Annotated in this window: 17 protein-coding genes; 7 read left to right on the top strand and 10 right to left on the bottom strand. The window is 46.4% G+C overall.

Annotation, left to right across the window (positions count from 1 at the left end; all coding sequences use genetic code 11):
• Positions 1–15: 15 nt before the first annotated feature.
• The gene (locus K7R11_RS02455) at positions 16–1026 is read right to left on the bottom strand and encodes a hypothetical protein (protein WP_224488385.1); all 1011 of its coding nucleotides are present in this window, start codon (positions 1024–1026) and stop codon (positions 16–18) included.
• Between the two features lie 86 nt (positions 1027–1112).
• Positions 1113–1682, bottom strand: coding sequence for a DUF3109 family protein (locus tag K7R11_RS02450; protein ID WP_224488382.1), 570 nt, complete (start codon positions 1680–1682; stop codon positions 1113–1115).
• Positions 1683–1808: 126 nt separating this feature from the next.
• On the opposite strand from K7R11_RS02450, the gene K7R11_RS02445 reads away from it, so the two are divergent.
• Genes K7R11_RS02445 through K7R11_RS02435 form a run of 3 tightly spaced genes read left to right on the top strand, consistent with a single transcriptional unit; the run spans position 1809 to position 3199 of the window.
• Complete coding sequence (locus tag K7R11_RS02445) at positions 1809–2381, top strand: MarC family protein (RefSeq protein WP_224488380.1); 573 nt, start codon at positions 1809–1811, stop codon at positions 2379–2381.
• A 9-nt stretch (positions 2382–2390) separates the two neighbouring features.
• Positions 2391–2594 (top strand): hypothetical protein, encoded by a 204-nt coding sequence (locus K7R11_RS02440; RefSeq protein ID WP_224488379.1) that lies wholly within the window; start codon positions 2391–2393, stop codon positions 2592–2594.
• On the top strand, positions 2591–3199 hold the full coding sequence (locus K7R11_RS02435) for an FAD-dependent oxidoreductase (protein ID WP_224488376.1): 609 nt from the start codon (positions 2591–2593) through the stop codon (positions 3197–3199). The genes K7R11_RS02440 and K7R11_RS02435 overlap by 4 nt, the downstream gene beginning before the upstream one ends.
• Positions 3200–3213: 14 nt before the next feature.
• Here K7R11_RS02435 and K7R11_RS02430 read toward each other — a convergent pair whose 3' ends face one another.
• The 4 genes from K7R11_RS02430 to K7R11_RS02415 form a co-directional block, all read right to left on the bottom strand.
• On the bottom strand, positions 3214–4809 hold the full coding sequence (locus tag K7R11_RS02430; protein ID WP_224488374.1) for a S41 family peptidase: 1596 nt from the start codon (positions 4807–4809) through the stop codon (positions 3214–3216).
• A complete protein-coding gene (locus K7R11_RS02425; RefSeq protein ID WP_224488372.1) occupies positions 4810–5244 on the bottom strand; it encodes a deoxycytidylate deaminase in 435 nt (144 codons plus the stop codon).
• A 118-nt stretch (positions 5245–5362) separates the two neighbouring features.
• A complete protein-coding gene (locus K7R11_RS02420) occupies positions 5363–5950 on the bottom strand; it encodes a HupE/UreJ family protein (protein ID WP_224488370.1) in 588 nt (195 codons plus the stop codon).
• An 84-nt stretch (positions 5951–6034) separates the two neighbouring features.
• Positions 6035–6766, bottom strand: coding sequence for a TerB family tellurite resistance protein (locus tag K7R11_RS02415; protein WP_224488368.1), 732 nt, complete (start codon positions 6764–6766; stop codon positions 6035–6037).
• Between the two features lie 439 nt (positions 6767–7205).
• Here K7R11_RS02415 and K7R11_RS02410 point away from each other — a divergent pair, with 439 nt between their 5' ends.
• The 4 genes from K7R11_RS02410 to K7R11_RS02395 all read left to right on the top strand — a co-directional run bounded on the left by K7R11_RS02410 (position 7206) and on the right by K7R11_RS02395 (position 9554).
• The gene (locus tag K7R11_RS02410; protein ID WP_224488366.1) at positions 7206–7616 is read left to right on the top strand and encodes a BrxA/BrxB family bacilliredoxin; all 411 of its coding nucleotides are present in this window, start codon (positions 7206–7208) and stop codon (positions 7614–7616) included.
• Between the two features lie 82 nt (positions 7617–7698).
• Positions 7699–8160: an arsenate-mycothiol transferase ArsC gene (locus K7R11_RS02405; RefSeq protein WP_224488364.1), complete on the top strand. Its 462-nt coding sequence runs from the start codon at positions 7699–7701 to the stop codon at positions 8158–8160.
• A gap of 4 nt (positions 8161–8164) precedes the next feature.
• Positions 8165–8905, top strand: a complete 741-nt coding sequence (locus tag K7R11_RS02400; protein WP_224488362.1) for a lysophospholipid acyltransferase family protein — start codon at positions 8165–8167, stop codon at positions 8903–8905.
• On the top strand, positions 8898–9554 hold the full coding sequence (locus K7R11_RS02395) for an HD domain-containing protein (RefSeq protein WP_224488360.1): 657 nt from the start codon (positions 8898–8900) through the stop codon (positions 9552–9554). The genes K7R11_RS02400 and K7R11_RS02395 overlap by 8 nt, the downstream gene beginning before the upstream one ends.
• A 116-nt stretch (positions 9555–9670) precedes the next feature.
• On the opposite strand, the gene K7R11_RS02390 is transcribed toward K7R11_RS02395, so the two are convergent.
• The 4 genes from K7R11_RS02390 to K7R11_RS02375 form a co-directional block, all read right to left on the bottom strand.
• Positions 9671–10447: an enoyl-CoA hydratase/isomerase family protein gene (locus K7R11_RS02390; RefSeq protein ID WP_224488358.1), complete on the bottom strand. Its 777-nt coding sequence runs from the start codon at positions 10445–10447 to the stop codon at positions 9671–9673.
• A 59-nt stretch (positions 10448–10506) separates the two neighbouring features.
• On the bottom strand, positions 10507–11931 hold the full coding sequence (locus K7R11_RS02385) for a sensor histidine kinase (protein WP_224489134.1): 1425 nt from the start codon (positions 11929–11931) through the stop codon (positions 10507–10509).
• Positions 11932–12015: 84 nt separating this feature from the next.
• Positions 12016–12567 (bottom strand): CopD family protein, encoded by a 552-nt coding sequence (locus tag K7R11_RS02380; protein WP_224488356.1) that lies wholly within the window; start codon positions 12565–12567, stop codon positions 12016–12018.
• A 5-nt stretch (positions 12568–12572) separates the two neighbouring features.
• Positions 12573–15686 (bottom strand): WD40/YVTN/BNR-like repeat-containing protein, encoded by a 3114-nt coding sequence (locus tag K7R11_RS02375; protein ID WP_224488354.1) that lies wholly within the window; start codon positions 15684–15686, stop codon positions 12573–12575.
• Positions 15687–15704: the final 18 nt, after the last annotated feature.

Raw genomic sequence — 15704 nt, 5'->3', positions numbered from 1 at the left:
TTCTGATCTTAACAGTTATTCTGCCGGTTCCCCAACCGGATCTACCTGAAAAGACACTACCATCCTTTTCGTGTCAGGTTCCGGCACCTCGGCGATAAGGATATAATTGCCGGGCGTAAGATTCGCATGAAAATACCCGGTTTTGCCCATTGGGAGTTCCTGTATCCCGCCAAGAAAGTTGATTCCGATGGGAGCAGGAGATTGCAATCCTCCGGTGCGGCTCCAGTCCATCCACGCCAGAACCGATTCCAGGGCGTCAGCCCTTTCCACCTTTGCCAGGTGAACATCATGCCCAAGTAAATGTCCGTGCACCGATTGATCCCTGAAATACACCGAAAAATTATGGACACCGGCCTTTAGTCGGCGATCAAACTCAATTCCTTTTTGCCGGGATATGACCACAGGAAGCGCCTTTAATGGAGGGCGTCCCGGCCCCTCGGTTTCGGAAACCCTGATTTGCTTTACCATACCCATGGAAGAGTGAAAACTTCCATCCGGCATCTTCAGGTAACACTCCATAACATAGGTGCCCGGTTCGAGATACACCGTACTTCGACCTACCTCTCCGGCAGACGTTAACCCCACCCCGCCACAATAGCGCACCTTATAAAACCAGGAAGGGAGGTTCATTAAGACCGTGAGTCCGCTATCGCGCTTCCCTTTAAAGATCAGGTCACCGGCCTGCTGAAAAACAGGGATCACTTCCTCGAGGTATCGTTCCATACCGATACTATCGGGCAGCTTTTCAAGAACTATAAAATGGGGTTCAGAAGAAAGGTTTACATATTTCAGGTGGTTCCATCCGGAATTCAGGGTATCGGGCCCGGTAAATTCCATATGCCGGGTAACATACTCAGCCTCCCCTTCCCTGTTTTCGACAAGTATCTCTGCTATACCCTGCTTCTCCGTTTTTCCGGCTTGTTTTTCCCGGATGTTTTGTTCTTTGCATGCAACGAAGAACACCCCCAGCAGCAGTATGGGAAGTATTTCCTTGAATATGGGCCATCCTTTTAAACTACCGTACATATATACCGGTTTAAAAAGTCAGGTTCACAATAGAAAGAACGGGGCGGAAATACTGGTCTGGTAAAACAACCGTGGTGATTGCCCCATCAGGACTTTAACTGACTGGCAACTTCCTCCAGTTCATCATACCACTCCTGTCCGAACTTACGGATGAGGGCTTCCTTGACGAACTTATACACCGGAACGCCAAGCTCCTTCCCAAGGGTACAGGCATCGTCGCAGATATACCACTTGTGATAATTAACAGCGGAGAATTCCGCGTATTGCTTTACCCGCACGGGATAGAGATGGCAGGAAAGCGGTTTTTTCCAGTCGATCTTCCCCTGGTTATAGGCCTCCTCGATCCCACAAAGGGCAGTACCTTTTTCATCAAATGTCACATAGGCACATTCCGAGCCGTTCACCAGCGGGGTTTCCCACTCTCCATCTGCTCCCTTTACATACCGACCCTGCTGTGCTATGGCTTCAATACCCTCAGGCCGTAAAAAAGGTTTTACCTCCGCATAAATGTCGTCGAGAACTTTCAGTTCTTCCTCTTCCAAAGGAGCACCCGCTTCCCCCTCCACACAACAAGCCCCTTTACAGGCGTTGAGGTTGCAAACGAAATCATTTTCTATGATCTCTTCCGAAATTATACTTTTCCCAAGTTGAAACATGCTGCAAAGATACCTCGTTTTCTCTGGATATTTTCCCTTAACAACCCGGTAAAATTTAACTATTTATTGATGTCTATCCCGAACTTATTATTAATTTTGCAGCCGATTTTAAAAAACCCTAAGTCCATGAATTTCAGCATTTCCGAAATCCTTCCGGCAACTATGATCCTGTTCGCTGTGATCGATATTATTGGCAGTGTACCCATCATTGTAGGCCTCAGAGCAAAGGTTGGTCATATCGAATCTGAAAAAGCTTCGGTAGTGGCTGCCGTGATCATGATCGCCTTCCTTTTTATCGGGGAAGAAATTCTTAAGCTCATCGGTATCGATGTGAATTCTTTTGCTGTAGCCGGTAGTTTTATCATATTTTTTCTGGCACTTGAAATGATCCTGGGCATTACCCTCTACAAGGATGATGCTCCGGAAACCGCCTCAATTGTACCCCTGGCATTTCCTCTTATTGCAGGAGCCGGTACATTAACCTCTATCCTGTCGTTAAGAGCAGAATATCATGTCGAAAATATTATTGTGGCCATCCTGGCTAATATTATCTTTGTGTATATTATCCTGAAGTCTTCGAAAAAGATCGAAAGGGTTATGGGAAAATCCGGTTTATCGGTGATCCGAAAAGTATTCGGAGTTATTCTCCTGGCGATCTCTGTAAAACTGTTTACCAGTAACATTTCAGGACTACTATAAAAAACAGCTATGAAAATTTTTAATATCGTTCTTATCGTACTTGCATTTGCCCTGGTTATCTACAATGCCACGCTAATTGACTTCAGCAATCCCTTCGAGGGAGACAGCACGGTAGCCATTATCGGGGTAGTAGCATCCCTTTGTGCTATTCTCCTGCTGGTGATCCTTAGCATCTCCAGACAAATCCAGGACAAAGTGAAAGGAAAGAAATGAAATACGATCTTTTGATTATTGGAGGCGGGGCGGCAGGCATGCAATGTGCTTTGGTTATCGGGTCGGCTGTAAACAAACCATACGCCGCCGGAAAGCGCACCGGCATTGTTATGCACCAGAAGGCTTCCCATCTTCAAAATGCATTGTTTAACAATGTGCTTGGTTTAAAACCGGGAACCCTGGGAAAGGATATCCTCAAACAGGGACAGGAGCAATTGCAAGAACTTTACCCTCATATTGATCAGATCCATAAGGAAAAGGTAACTGCTGTATCCGGTTCGGAGGGCCATTTCGAGGTCACCACCAACAAAGGGATCTACGAGGCCGAAAAGGTTGTTATTGCAGTAGGATACACCGATCTGTTCACCATTAAAGGTCTGGAATCCTATATAGCACCTCATGCCCTGTCTCCGGCATCCAAGAATCGGATCCAGTTGAGAAATGAGAATCACCTGGTTTTCCCAGGATTATGGGTGGCAGGAACCCTGGCAGGATGGCGCAGTCAGTTCGCTATTGCTGCAGGCAGCGGGGCACAGGTGGCCACCGACATTCTTACCCAATGGAATAACGGGGAGCACACCAAAGTACACGATAAATTGGTGTAGCCTCGGGGGATAGCTTATAAATTTTCTTTTTTGCTGATATCCACCACTGCCCTGATCATCGGGTCATTTTCCCTGAGGATCTGCTCATAGGCATTTTTTCCAAAGAGTTGCTCGGCAATTGTGGCTTTGAGATATAATTCAAGGTTGTCGCTGTATTTTTCAAGGTCAAACTCGAGTTTTCTATAACTCAGGTAATCCGAAAAGCCTCTTACCAGCGCAGGATCAATGGTTACTTCTTTCTTAAAGGTCTGGAAATCCATACCCAGAAACAATTCCCGGTGCTGATCCAGGTATTCAAACACATAGAAGGACATATACCCGGATTCGAAAACCATGGTATTGAAGAAATTTTCTTCCCTGGTTTCCTCGAGGGGGACAAAGATGTCCGGTATGATCCCTCCGCCTCCGTATACTATCTTACCCTTAGGCGTGCGGAAGATCAGCGAGTCAGCGACCTGAATGCTGTCAGCAGAATATAATTCTCCGTTTTCATATCTTTTAAAAAAGCGCTCATAATAATCGTCGGAACCGTTTTCGTAAGAGCGCTGTATGGACCTTCCGGTGGGGGTATAATACCGCGATACGGTGAGTCTTACAGAAGACCCGTCACCCAGCTCCATTTCCCGCTGCACAAGTCCTTTTCCGAAAGACCGCCTGCCCACGATGGTCCCCCTGTCGTTGTCCTGTAGCGCTCCGGCCACGATCTCACTTGCAGAGGCCGACTTTTCATTCAGCATGACAAACACTTCCCCATCTTCGAAATCGCCTCTTCGGGTGGCGAAGGATTGTTCTACTGCCCCACTCTTGTTCCGGGTAAAGAGCATGAGTTTTTTGGACTCAAGAAATTCATCGGCAATCTGTTCGGCAATTCCCAGGTAACCCCCCGGATTGTCGCGAAGATCGAGGGCAAGTTTGGTCATCCCCAACGATTTCAGTTTTTTAAGGGCTTCCTTGAATTCCTTATAGGTACTTTCTGCGAACCGGTTCAAACGGATATAACCCAGATCACTGCTCAGCATGTAATACGCATCAAGACTTGCTATGGGCACCCTGGACCGGTTAATTTTTACATTCAGGTACCTGTCTTCACTTTTCCGGTATATCTGCAGATTCACCGGAGTGTTAGCCATGCCTTTCAACCTGCTTACCACCTCATCATTGCTGAGGTGCTTCCCATACAAGGTATCCGCATCAGCCATCAGTATCCTGTCTCCGGGAAGAATCCCCGCCTCCATACTTGGACCTCCTTCTATGGCCCGGATCACAGCGAGGCTATCCTTATACATATGGAAGCTCACCCCAACCCCTACGTAATCGCCTTTCATATTCTCAGCGACCCGTTCGGCCTCCTGTTTTGGGATATATACGGAATGTGGATCCAGCTTATCCAGGATATTGTTTACTGTTACATCAACAATACTATCGGTATTGACCTCATCGACATATTCATAATCGATATAATCGATGAGCCTGTTGAGCTTATCCTTTTTGGAATTGGTGGAAAAAAGTTTCTCGGGGGTATCGTTAAAATTGAGCTTTCCCCCAATGAACAAGCCCAGAGAGAATGCCACTGCGAGAATAAGCGGTAATAAATAATATATTTTCTTCATTTAATCGTCTTCTAAGTCCGGCATATGAACCAGTTCAACTCCTGCTTTTGAGAGAAACTGCATTCCGGAATCATCTTTGTATGCACGATGATAGACAACCCGCGTAATACCGGCCTGATGCACAAGCTTACTGCATTCCTTACATGGAGAAAGGGTAATATACAAGGTAGAACCTTTACAGGATTGTGTGGAAGAAGCCACCTTTAATATGGCATTGGCCTCCGCGTGAAGTACATACCACTTGGTATAGCCTTCCTCATCTTCACAAAAATTCTCAAACCCTGTCGGAGTCCCGTTATAACCGTCAGAAATGATCATCCGGTCTTTAACAATAATAGCCCCTACCTGCTTTCGTTTACAGTATGACAGTTTCCCCCATTCCTGGGCCATGCGTAAATAGGCTTTGTCATACTTCCTCTGTTTTTTTTCAGACATAAGTAAATTCGGGTCAAAAAAAGCAACGCTATCTAAGACAATAGGTTGCTTGATCTGATTAATAACGAAGATATGAGGTTTGCCACTGATTTACAACCTTATACCTATTAAAATTTTCCTATAAAACCAGATAGGTGTCTCTCAGTATGGGCAAGGCTATCCCTATGACCACAGAAGAGATCACCATCACCCAATCTCTTTTATTAAAACGGAATACCGTTTGCATCATAAATCCAAGAAGCAGCACCAAAAGCACTACGACAACCTGGGCTGCCTCCACACCCAACGCGAATTCCTCCAGGGTGAGCAGTTTGTTATCTCTTCCCTCGACATTCATCCTGAAAAAGCTCGAGAATCCGAGTCCGTGGATCAATCCAAAGAAAAGGGTCACAAAAAAGTTCAGACCGATCTTTTCCTTTCTCGGGCCTTTCCCCGCCGTAAACACATTGAACAGCGCTGTTAATACAATAGTTACCGGGATCAGGAACTCTACCCAGGCTGCATTTACAGATACCACGTTATAGGAGGCAAGGATCAGACTTACCGAATGCCCTATGGTAAAGACCGTGACGAGCCAAAGTGTTTTTTTCCAGTCTTTAAAGGTGTATGGAACCGTGAGTGCAATTAGGAACAGGATATGATCGTAGGCGTTGATATCCAGGACGTGTGTAAGTCCGAGTTTAAAGTAAAACCAAAAGTCGGCCATAATGTTTTCAGGTTAGATTCAGGTAAGGCCAAACTTACAATTTTTTCTGTTAAAGAAATAATTTTGAATCCTTACTTCAACTGCTTAAAACCCCCTTTCAGACTGAATTTGCTCATAGGCCCTTTGCACTTCCCTGAATTTGTCTTCAGCACCTTTTTTAATGGCCTCATCTTCAGAACGCACCTTGTCCGGGTGGTACTTTTTAACCATTTGCCGGTAGGCTTTTTTCACTTCGGCGTCGGTGGCAGAGGCATCAATTTCCAGGATCTTGTAGGCGTTATCTGCCGACTTAACAAACATGGCCTTCACGCTTTCAAAATCGCGATAGCTGATCCGGAAAAAGCCGGCAATATCATGGATCTTTTCACTTTCACGTTCGCTTACCACACCATCTGCGGCCGCGATCCCAAAGAGAAAATGGACCAGCTGCAAACGAACTTCATAACCTATCCGGGTGTTGAGATACCCGCAAATACGCTGGGCATTGATCTCCCTGTTCTTAACCACTTCATTAAAGGTCCGGAAAATGGCATTGGCCTTTTCTTTTCCATAGGTCGAAACAAAATACCTGCGAACATAATCGAGTTCTGTGGTGTTTACCCGTCCGTCAGCCTTGATCACAATAGAACAAAGGGAGAGCAGGTTCAGCTCAAAATCAGCAGGAGAAACCGATCGGGAACTCTGCCCGAAAATCGTACCGGGATCCACTTTGGTCACCTTGATACCATCGATAAAACTTCCGATAAAAAATCCGAGTACTGCACCCGGAATCCTATACAAAAGATAGCCAATGAAAGCCGCAATCCATTTATACATAGCCTGAATATTGAGAGCCCAAATATACTATTTCTGAAACGTTCGACACTTTTTTACCCAAGGCTTACCGGAAGTGCCTCCAATGGCAGGTTTGTCAACCTGCAGAAATTTACCAACTGGCTGAACCAGGCACCGTACATTAACCACCATCCCTGCTGTTTCCCATGCTCCCCCTTGCCCGAGACCAGGCCAGTTTGGTTTTGAAACAGATGCCGACCAAAAAATCCCTGTGCAATTGCTATGAAATTTAAAAACGAACACTACGTTTTAAGCTGAATTCCAGGACCCTTTACAGAAATCATCCTTACCGGTGAACCCGATCGAAATCTCGAAAATGCATTTTTGAGTGTATGTTTTTCCATATATTTGCGACATCTTATTTATAAAGATAAATCCGGCGTGAACAAAGGTTCACCCATCATAAAAAGAAAGGAATTATATGTATCCACCAGAATTAGTAAAACCCATGAAGGAAGACCTGACATCAGTTGGGTTTACAGAACTTTTAACGGTAGAAGAAGTAGATAATGCCATTGCACAGAAGGGTACCACGCTTGTTGTAGTAAACTCGGTATGCGGATGTGCCGCGGCCAATGCCAGACCGGGGGCCAAAATGAGCCTTCAGAACGCCAAGCGTCCAGACAACCTGTACACTGTTTTTGCCGGGGTAGACCGGGAGGCCACCGACAAGGCAAGAAGCTATATGTTTCCCTTCCCTCCTTCTTCTCCGAGTATGGCATTGTTTAAAGACGGAGAACTGGTACACATGCTGGAGCGTCACCACATCGAAGGCAGACCTGCTGAAATGATCGCGGAGAACCTGATGGATGCTTACAACGATTTTTGCTAAATATCTCCAACGTTAAGAAATACACTAAAGCCACGTCCTGAACGTGGCTTTTTTTGCTGTCAGCTTAATTTTCAACACCAACATGAAGAAAAACTACGATGTTCTTTTTATCTGTACCGGAAACTATTACAGAAGCCGGTTTGCAGAGATCCTTTTTAACCATCAATGCCAGATACAAAATCTGGAATTCACTTCCATTTCCAGAGGTTTAAAACTCTGGAGCGGTAATGAGGGCCCCTTATCAAGGCATACCAAAGCTTATATGGAACAGCAGGAGATCGATATTACCGAATACCTGCATATGCCGCGTTCCCTGAGCCTGCAGGACCTCAGGTCGGCCCCCAGAATAATCGCCATGGATGAGACCGAACACAAGGTGCTGATGCAGGACCAGTTTCCTGACTGGGCCGAGAAAATCACCTATTGGCAATTTGAGGACGATTATATTAAAGACCCCGATCAGGTATTACCGGGACTTGACCGCAAGGTAACCGAACTTGTTGATGCGCTTAAAAAGGAGTATTTTCACATGAATCTTGATTAATACGATGGCGAAGATACTTTCATATCCACTCACCGTAATCTACTACCTGGCATTCGGATTCCTGCTGGTTATTTTTCATCCCGTTCAATGGATATGCCTGAACGTTTTCGGCTACCAGGCCCATAAAAAAAGTGTTGACCTTTTGAACCTGGGACTCACCAGGTGCCTGCTATTACTCGGAAACCGCGTAAGCTTCAGAAATCCGAACAAGATCCCTGTGGGAAGGCCTACGATTATAGTGGCCAATCACCAGAGCATGTACGACATCCCTCCTGTTATCTGGTATATGAGAAAGTATCACCCCAAATTTATCAGTAAGAAAGAACTGGGAAAAGGCATCCCCAGTGTCTCTTATAATCTCCGCCATGGCGGTTCCGTGCTTATCAATCGCAGGAACAGTGATCAGGCCCTGAGGGAGATCAGAAAGATCGCTGCCTATGCCAACGAACACGGTCGGTCTGTAGTGATATTCCCGGAAGGTACCCGAAGCAGCAAGGGAAAGATGAAGAAATTCAAGCGTTCGGGATTGCAAACCCTTATTGAAGAGATGCCAGAAGCACAGGTTATTCCCATCAGTATTAACAATTCCTGGAAAACAGTGAGATACGGTGCTTTCCCGATGGGCATAGGGAACCATATCACCTTCGACGTTCACCCTTCCATTGAGGTTAGCAGCGCAACTACCGAAGCCCTGATCGATCAGATTGAATCTACCATTATTTCGAGTATAAAAGCATATGAGTAACAGCGAGATCATAGAGAAAACCATAGCATTTGTAAAAGAAGCCCTGACGAACGCTGAGGGCGGTCATGATTGGTTTCACACCCAACGTGTGTTTAAAAGCGCCTTATTTATTGCCAAGGACGAACCTAAGGCCGACCCGCTTGTAGTGGGGCTCGGAGCGCTTTTGCACGACATTGCCGACTCCAAATTTCACGACGGGAACGAGGAGGTTGGCCCGGAAATGGCCCGCGGATTCCTTGGGGAGCTCGGGGTGGACAAAAAGATCACAGACCACGTGGTAAAGATCATTGAGAACATCTCTTTTAAAGGTGGTAATTTCAAACAAAAATTCAACTCCCTGGAACTGGACATCATTCAGGATGCCGACAGGCTTGATGCTATTGGAGCTATCGGAATTGCCAGGTGTTTTAACTATGGAGGATTTAAGAACCGGCCCTTATACGACCCTGCTATTCCCCCGCAATTAAACATGAGCAAGGAAGAGTACAAAAAATCCAACTCGCCCACCATAAATCACTTTTACGAAAAGTTACTTCTGCTCAAAGACCGTATGAATACCGCAACAGGAAAAGAACTGGCCGGGAAACGCCACGAATTCATGGAAACCTTCCTGGAACAGTTTTACGGGGAATGGGAAGGCAGACGCTAGAAATACGCCCTCCTAAAACAGCTTAATACAGGTGATTAAAAAAAGGCGCGCGGTAAAATTTCTTTCTCCGCGCGCCTTTTATGTGATTATTTCCAACTGCCAGCCGGCAGACGGACCTATTTTCCTTTAAATTCCGGTTTTCTTTTTTCCAGAAATGCGGTTGTACCCTCCTTAAAATCCCCCGTTCCGAAACAGGCTCCGAAGGCCTTGACCTCTTCGCGGTAACCTTCCCGGCTAAACCCGGCATTTACAGCCTTAATAGCCGTAGCGATAGCCTTAGGCGAGTTGGCGGCGATCTTTGAGGCGATCTTTTTACAAAAGGGTAAAAGTTCTTCCTGGGCCACCATATGGTTTACCAAGCCGTACAAATGCGCCTGTTCTATACCGATCATTCCTCCTGTCATGATCATTTCCATGGCTCTCCCCTTACCTACCAGCTGTGGAAGCCGCTGGGTGCCACCGTAGCCTGGAATAACTCCCAGAGTTACCTCCGGCAAGCCCATACGGGCGTTATCACTCGCCACTCTGAAATGGCAGGCCATGGCCAGTTCGAGTCCGCCGCCCAGGGCAAACCCGTTTACTGCAGCAATGACGGGAGTAGAAAGCCTTTCCACAAAATCAAACAGCAGTTCCTGTCCTTTTGCCGCCAGTAATGCTCCTTCATCAACGGAGAACTCTGAAAATTCAGAAATATCCGCCCCTGCTACAAATGCCTTAGGACCCGCACCGGTAACTATAATAACCCGTACCCCGGGATCTTTGTCCAGTACATCAAAAGCCTCGTGTAATTCCCTGATGGTTTCCCGGTTCAGCGCATTGAGCTTTGAAGGCCTGTTAATGGTGATTACAGCAATGTTCTCTTCCTTTTCAGTAAGAATATTATTGAATTCCATGATTGTTGTGATTTATGATTTTGATGATCTTTTTTATCTTCAAGCAGCAGCGGCCGTGATCAGATCCTGGGGAAGCTCACGGTAAAAACGGAGCCTTTCTGCGGAACGGATGTAAAGGTAATACTTCCCTGGTAGGTTTCCACAATATTTTTCACCATTCCCAAACCGAGGCCCATACCGCTGGTCTTGGTGGTAAATTTAGGTTCAAAGATCTTTTCACGGTTAGCCTCATCGATGCCCTGTCCATTATCGGCCACGGTGATCCTGACCTTATCGGCCTCCGAAAACACGCTCACCACCACCTTGGGAAGGCGATCCTCGGGAATGGCCTGAACCGCATTTTTAACGAGATTGGTAACCACCCGTATCAATTGGGTACGGTCCAGTTTGGCAATGATCTCCTCTTCGTCGCTCACAAAGGTAATGTAGTCTTCATTAAAAATATCCAGTGCGAGCCTTACCACCTTGACCACGTTCAGAGTTTCATTTTGCTGAGCCGGCATATTGGCAAAATTACTAAAGGCCGAAGCTATATTGCTCAGGGTGTCTATTTGCTGAATAAGGGTATCAGTAAATTGTTGTATTTTTTCTTTGGCATCTGCAGCTGTGGGATCAAACCGCATCTGGAAATTCTGTATACTCAACCGCATGGGGGTCAGCGGATTTTTGATCTCGTGTGCCACCTGCCTGGCCATTTCCCTCCAGGCCTGTTCCCGTTCACTTTTTGCAAGCAGGGCTGCACTCTCATTCAACTCATCTACCATCCCGTTATAGGCATCAACCAGAGCGCCTATTTCTTCGCTGGGGTCGTCCAGATAGATCTTCTCATTGGATTTACTCAGCCGCGTCTCATACAGCCTCTTACTAATGGTTTTCAGGGACCGCGTGATATAACTCGAGATCAGGTAAGCCAGGAAAACGGCCAACGCCAGGATGATCAGGATCCCCCCGCCCTGACGCATCAGAAATTCCTTTAATTCGTAATTGTTAAAGCTGTTGTCCTCGAAATAAGGGATGTTAAGAATACCAATAGGCTTAAACCGCTTATCGAGAATATAGCTGTACGACGACTGGTACCGCTCACCGGCAGCCGATTTCTTTTCTACATATCGCTTGCCTAGGGTAGGATTCTCTCCGGGGCTCTCCCTTAGTTTTTCCAGGATATTAGGAGCGAGTTTTACAAAAATAGAGTCGTCTTCATAAATCGGTTTGGAACTTTTGATCAGGTTTCCCTGCAGGTCAAAGATGTAAAAGTTCAGATTCTGAATGTCCGAAATATCGTAGATCTCATCTTTAAAAATGTATTGAAGATTCTCCGTTTTAACCTCGTAGGTGGTCTCTCTTAAAACCAGGTCAATATGCGCCTTTACCTGCTCTTCCTTTCTTTCAAGACGGTCCCGGTGATAATCGACATTCTGTTCGCGATATTGATAGATGGTAAGCCCAGCAAAGAAGATAGAGGCTATGATCACCAGTAGGATCATGGTTATAAATATCCGTAACCGCAAAGAGAGTTTTTTATACACCAATATGCTGTTTTGGGTAAATCTTTATCAATAATTAAGCCATTATGCTTCCGGATTGCGCTTGCGGATATTTTTATACAAACGTATGCCCAGCATGAGTAAGATGGCCAGTCCCAGGATACCCACCACCCCGAAAATCCAGTTAATGGTACTTTTAAGGATCACCAGAAATACCACTGCAAAAAGAATAATGGTAGCCCCTTCATTCCAGATCCGCATGAACGCAGAAGAATATCGCACCTGCCCCATTTGGAGCTCCTTAAACATCTGGTGCGTTTTAAAATGGTAGAGAAATAACAGCACCACGAACCCCAGCTTGACCAGCATCCAGCCCTGGGTTAACCATCCGGGAATGATCACTAAAAGCCAGAGAGCAAAAATTGTGGCCAGCACAGCAGAAGGCCAGGTAATAATATACCAGAGACGCTTTGCCATTAAGGCGAGTTGCTTTCCCAGGATCTCCCTGTCGGGAGATGGCTTTTTGGAAGCTTCGATCTGGTAAACAAAAAGCCTTGGAATATAAAAAAGCCCTGCAAACCATGTGGTCACAAAGATCAGGTGCAGGGCTTTTATGTAATTATACCACTCGGACATGGTTCCTATTTAAGATTAAGGTATTCCAGCTGTTTACTGTTAAATTCCTTATTAAAGGTATCTATTTCCGCATCAACTACGGCATTATATTTCTCCAATTCTGCCAGGATCTCTTTGGTAAGCTCTTCCTTTACAGCCCTGTCCTGTGCTGTAGGAGGAAAATCTCCCAGGGTTACCAGGCTGTTCAGGTGCGCCAGTTTATTGGTGAGCCTGATCGGATAATTCAATGGGTCCTGTCCGCTTCGGTTCTGAGTCTGATAAAGTGCTTTCTCTACTTCTCCCAGCTTTTCCTTCATGGCCTTTGCCTTCTCAACCAGCGCTGCGGTTTCTTCCTGATCGCCATAGCGTTCGATAAAGGTGTCGAGCTGCGAATTCACCCTGCGTATCTTTTTAATGGCCTTATGGGCCTCATCTACTGTTGCGTTGATCTCCTTAACAAAATCAAACTGTTCCTGCATCTCTTCCACTGTAACCTCTGCCCGTGGGTCGGGAAGGATCTCAAAGGTTCGGGATTGCTCTTCTCCGTTCACATTGAGAACTACCTGGTATTCTCCGGGAACGGCCTTGGCTCCGCTGAGGCTGGCCCACCAGAGGATCATGCCGTCAAAACGCTCCGCGCCTTCGTAACGGGTATCCCAGACAAAGGTATTACCCCCTGCTTTTAAATCCTTCAACTTATCCTCCCTGGCAAAGTTGGCAAAGGTTTTAATGGTGTCTCCATCCTTTTCCAGGTAGGTAAGGCTCACCGAATCCTTTTCCACATCGTAATCATTCAGGTAGAAATGAGTGATAACCCCATTAGGGATATTGGTTCCGGCAGTTATAGAAGTCCGACCTCCACGCCCCTGGGTACGATAACTCTCCCTTGGTTTAAAAAGGTAATCTTCGTCATTTGCCACCTCATCCCCGAGCTGGTGCAATACAGTCAGGTCGTCAATGATCCAGAGACTTCTACCCTGGGTAGCCACGATCAGGTTGTTGTCTTTTACCGCCAGATCAGTAATCGGTACTACAGGAAGGTTCTGCTGAAAAGGTGTCCAGCTTTCGCCGTCATTAAATGATATGTACATTCCGGTTTCTGTTCCTGCATACAACAATCCTTTTCGATTCGGATCGGCACGCAGTACCCGGGTAAAATGTTCTTCGTTAATACCATCGGTGATCGTTTCCCACGTCTTCCCGAAGTTAGTGGTCTTATACAGGTAAGGAGCAAAATCACCTTCCTTATAAAGTGTTCCTGCCACATAACAGGTACCCTCTTCAAAAGGAGAAGGTTCGATGCTGTTAATCATAAGCCATTTTGGCGCTTGTTTTGGGGTAACATTATCCCAGGTCTGTCCCCCGTCGCGGGTAACATGTACAAGCCCGTCGTCGCTACCTACCCAAAGTAAACCTTCTTTCAGCGGACTTTCATTGGCAGCAAAAATGGTACAGTAATATTCTACCCCGGTGTTGTCCTGGGTGATAGGCCCACCGGAAGATTTTAATTTCTCAGGATCGTTCCTGGTCAGGTCTGGACTAACCACTTCCCAGCTTTGCCCCTCGTTCTCACTTACATGTACATGGTTGGAGAAGGTATAAAGTTTATCGGGATTATGCTTACTGAAGATGATAGGGAAGTTCCATTGAAAACGGTACTTCATGCCCTCTGCTCCATAGCCCATCGGGTTATCGGGCCACACATTGATGGCACGCACCGAACCGGTTTCATGATTTACACGGGTAAGGAATCCTCCGTAACTGCCCCCGTACACTATATCATCATTTTCAGGGTCTACTGCGATATGGGCAGATTCTCCTCCGGCGGTTTCCTCCCAGTCGTCTTCGGAGATATTTGAACCACTGGAACGATGTGCGATACGTATGGTTGAATTATCCTGTTGCGCCGCATAGATACGATATGGGAAATGATTGTCTGTTGTGACCCGGTAGAATTGAGCGGTAGGCTGGTTGTGATAAGTGCTCCAGGTTTCTCCCCCATCATAGGACACCTGTGCCCCACCATCATCAGCGATGATCATACGCTTCGGATCTTCCGGAGCAATCCAAAGGTCATGGTGGTCCCCGTGAGGAGCATTACTGGCACTAAAGGTTTTACCCCCGTCTTTGGATTTATGATAGGACACGTTCATTACGTAAACCACATCTTCATCCTGGGTATCCGCATAAATACGGGTGTAGTACCATGCACGCTGACGCAGACTTCTGCTGTCATTAATATAGGCCCAGGTCTTTCCTCCGTCTTCAGAGCGATAGACCCCACCTTTATCCTTATTTTCTGCTATAGCCCAAACTCTTTCAGAATTCACCGGCGATACGGTAACTCCGATGATCCCCAGGGTTCCTTTTGCAAAGCCTTCATTGTCTGATATACGGGTCCAGGTTTCCCCCGAATCGGTACTTTTCCAAAGCGCAGAACCCTCTCCGCCACTACTCAGGCTGTAAGGGGTACGTTGTATTCTCCAGGTAGAAGCATAAAGTATTCTTGGGTTATTAGGATCCATTATAAGATCAACTGCCCCGGCCATATCATTGGAGAAAAGTGTTTTTCTCCATGTTTTACCACCATCGGTACTTTTGTAAACACCTCTGTCTTCTGTAGCCTTATAAATATTCCCGAGTACGGCTGCGTAAACAATGTCATGATTTTCCGGGTGCACCACGATTCGCGGAACGTGCCTGCTTTTTTCGAGACCCGCCTGCTGCCAGGTCTTTCCGGCATCCACACTTTTCCAGATACCATAACCTGAGGAAACGTTACCTCTCACGGTAGATTCTCCTCCACCTACATAGATCACGTTCTGATCGCCTGCGGCAACTGTTATAGCCCCGACACTTCCTCCAAAATAACCATCAGAGAGGTTTTCCCAGGTACGGCCACCGTCTTCGGTTTTCCATACCCCTCCACCGGTAGCTCCAAAATAATAGAGGTTGGGTTTGCCGGGAACCCCGGTCACAGCTGCAGAACGGCCTCCACGGAATGGCCCTAAAAGGCGGTACTCCAGGGAACTGTACAATTCTTTTGAATATTCACTCTTGTTCTTTTGTGCACCAGCGGGCACAAAAGACATCATCACACACAACAGGAGCAGGCTCCTAAGCAAGGGAAGATTTCGCATTTTTAAAGTCAGTTAGTA

Origin of the sequence: Robertkochia flava, from assembly GCF_020166515.1 — a bacterium.
Taxonomy (GTDB): Bacteria; Bacteroidota; Bacteroidia; order Flavobacteriales; family Flavobacteriaceae; genus Robertkochia; species Robertkochia flava.
Note: the sequence above shows the minus strand (reverse complement) of the source record. Positions and strands in the feature narration are given on the sequence as shown.

Excerpts from the sequence above, each read along its gene's own strand:
- K7R11_RS02455 (WP_224488385.1), bottom strand. The coding sequence starts at position 1,026 with ATGTACGGTAGTTTAAAAGGATGGCCCATATTCAAGGAAATACTTCCC.
- K7R11_RS02450 (WP_224488382.1), bottom strand. The coding sequence starts at position 1,682 with ATGTTTCAACTTGGGAAAAGTATAATTTCGGAAGAGATCATAGAAAAT.
- K7R11_RS02445 (WP_224488380.1), top strand. The coding sequence starts at position 1,809 with ATGAATTTCAGCATTTCCGAAATCCTTCCGGCAACTATGATCCTGTTC.
- K7R11_RS02440 (WP_224488379.1), top strand. The coding sequence starts at position 2,391 with ATGAAAATTTTTAATATCGTTCTTATCGTACTTGCATTTGCCCTGGTT.
- K7R11_RS02435 (WP_224488376.1), top strand. The coding sequence starts at position 2,591 with ATGAAATACGATCTTTTGATTATTGGAGGCGGGGCGGCAGGCATGCAA.
- K7R11_RS02430 (WP_224488374.1), bottom strand. The coding sequence starts at position 4,809 with ATGAAGAAAATATATTATTTATTACCGCTTATTCTCGCAGTGGCATTC.
- K7R11_RS02425 (WP_224488372.1), bottom strand. The coding sequence starts at position 5,244 with ATGTCTGAAAAAAAACAGAGGAAGTATGACAAAGCCTATTTACGCATG.
- K7R11_RS02420 (WP_224488370.1), bottom strand. The coding sequence starts at position 5,950 with ATGGCCGACTTTTGGTTTTACTTTAAACTCGGACTTACACACGTCCTG.
- K7R11_RS02415 (WP_224488368.1), bottom strand. The coding sequence starts at position 6,766 with ATGTATAAATGGATTGCGGCTTTCATTGGCTATCTTTTGTATAGGATT.
- K7R11_RS02410 (WP_224488366.1), top strand. The coding sequence starts at position 7,206 with ATGTATCCACCAGAATTAGTAAAACCCATGAAGGAAGACCTGACATCA.
- K7R11_RS02405 (WP_224488364.1), top strand. The coding sequence starts at position 7,699 with ATGAAGAAAAACTACGATGTTCTTTTTATCTGTACCGGAAACTATTAC.
- K7R11_RS02400 (WP_224488362.1), top strand. The coding sequence starts at position 8,165 with ATGGCGAAGATACTTTCATATCCACTCACCGTAATCTACTACCTGGCA.
- K7R11_RS02395 (WP_224488360.1), top strand. The coding sequence starts at position 8,898 with ATGAGTAACAGCGAGATCATAGAGAAAACCATAGCATTTGTAAAAGAA.
- K7R11_RS02390 (WP_224488358.1), bottom strand. The coding sequence starts at position 10,447 with ATGGAATTCAATAATATTCTTACTGAAAAGGAAGAGAACATTGCTGTA.
- K7R11_RS02385 (WP_224489134.1), bottom strand. The coding sequence starts at position 11,931 with ATGATCCTACTGGTGATCATAGCCTCTATCTTCTTTGCTGGGCTTACC.
- K7R11_RS02380 (WP_224488356.1), bottom strand. The coding sequence starts at position 12,567 with ATGTCCGAGTGGTATAATTACATAAAAGCCCTGCACCTGATCTTTGTG.
- K7R11_RS02375 (WP_224488354.1), bottom strand. The coding sequence starts at position 15,686 with ATGCGAAATCTTCCCTTGCTTAGGAGCCTGCTCCTGTTGTGTGTGATG.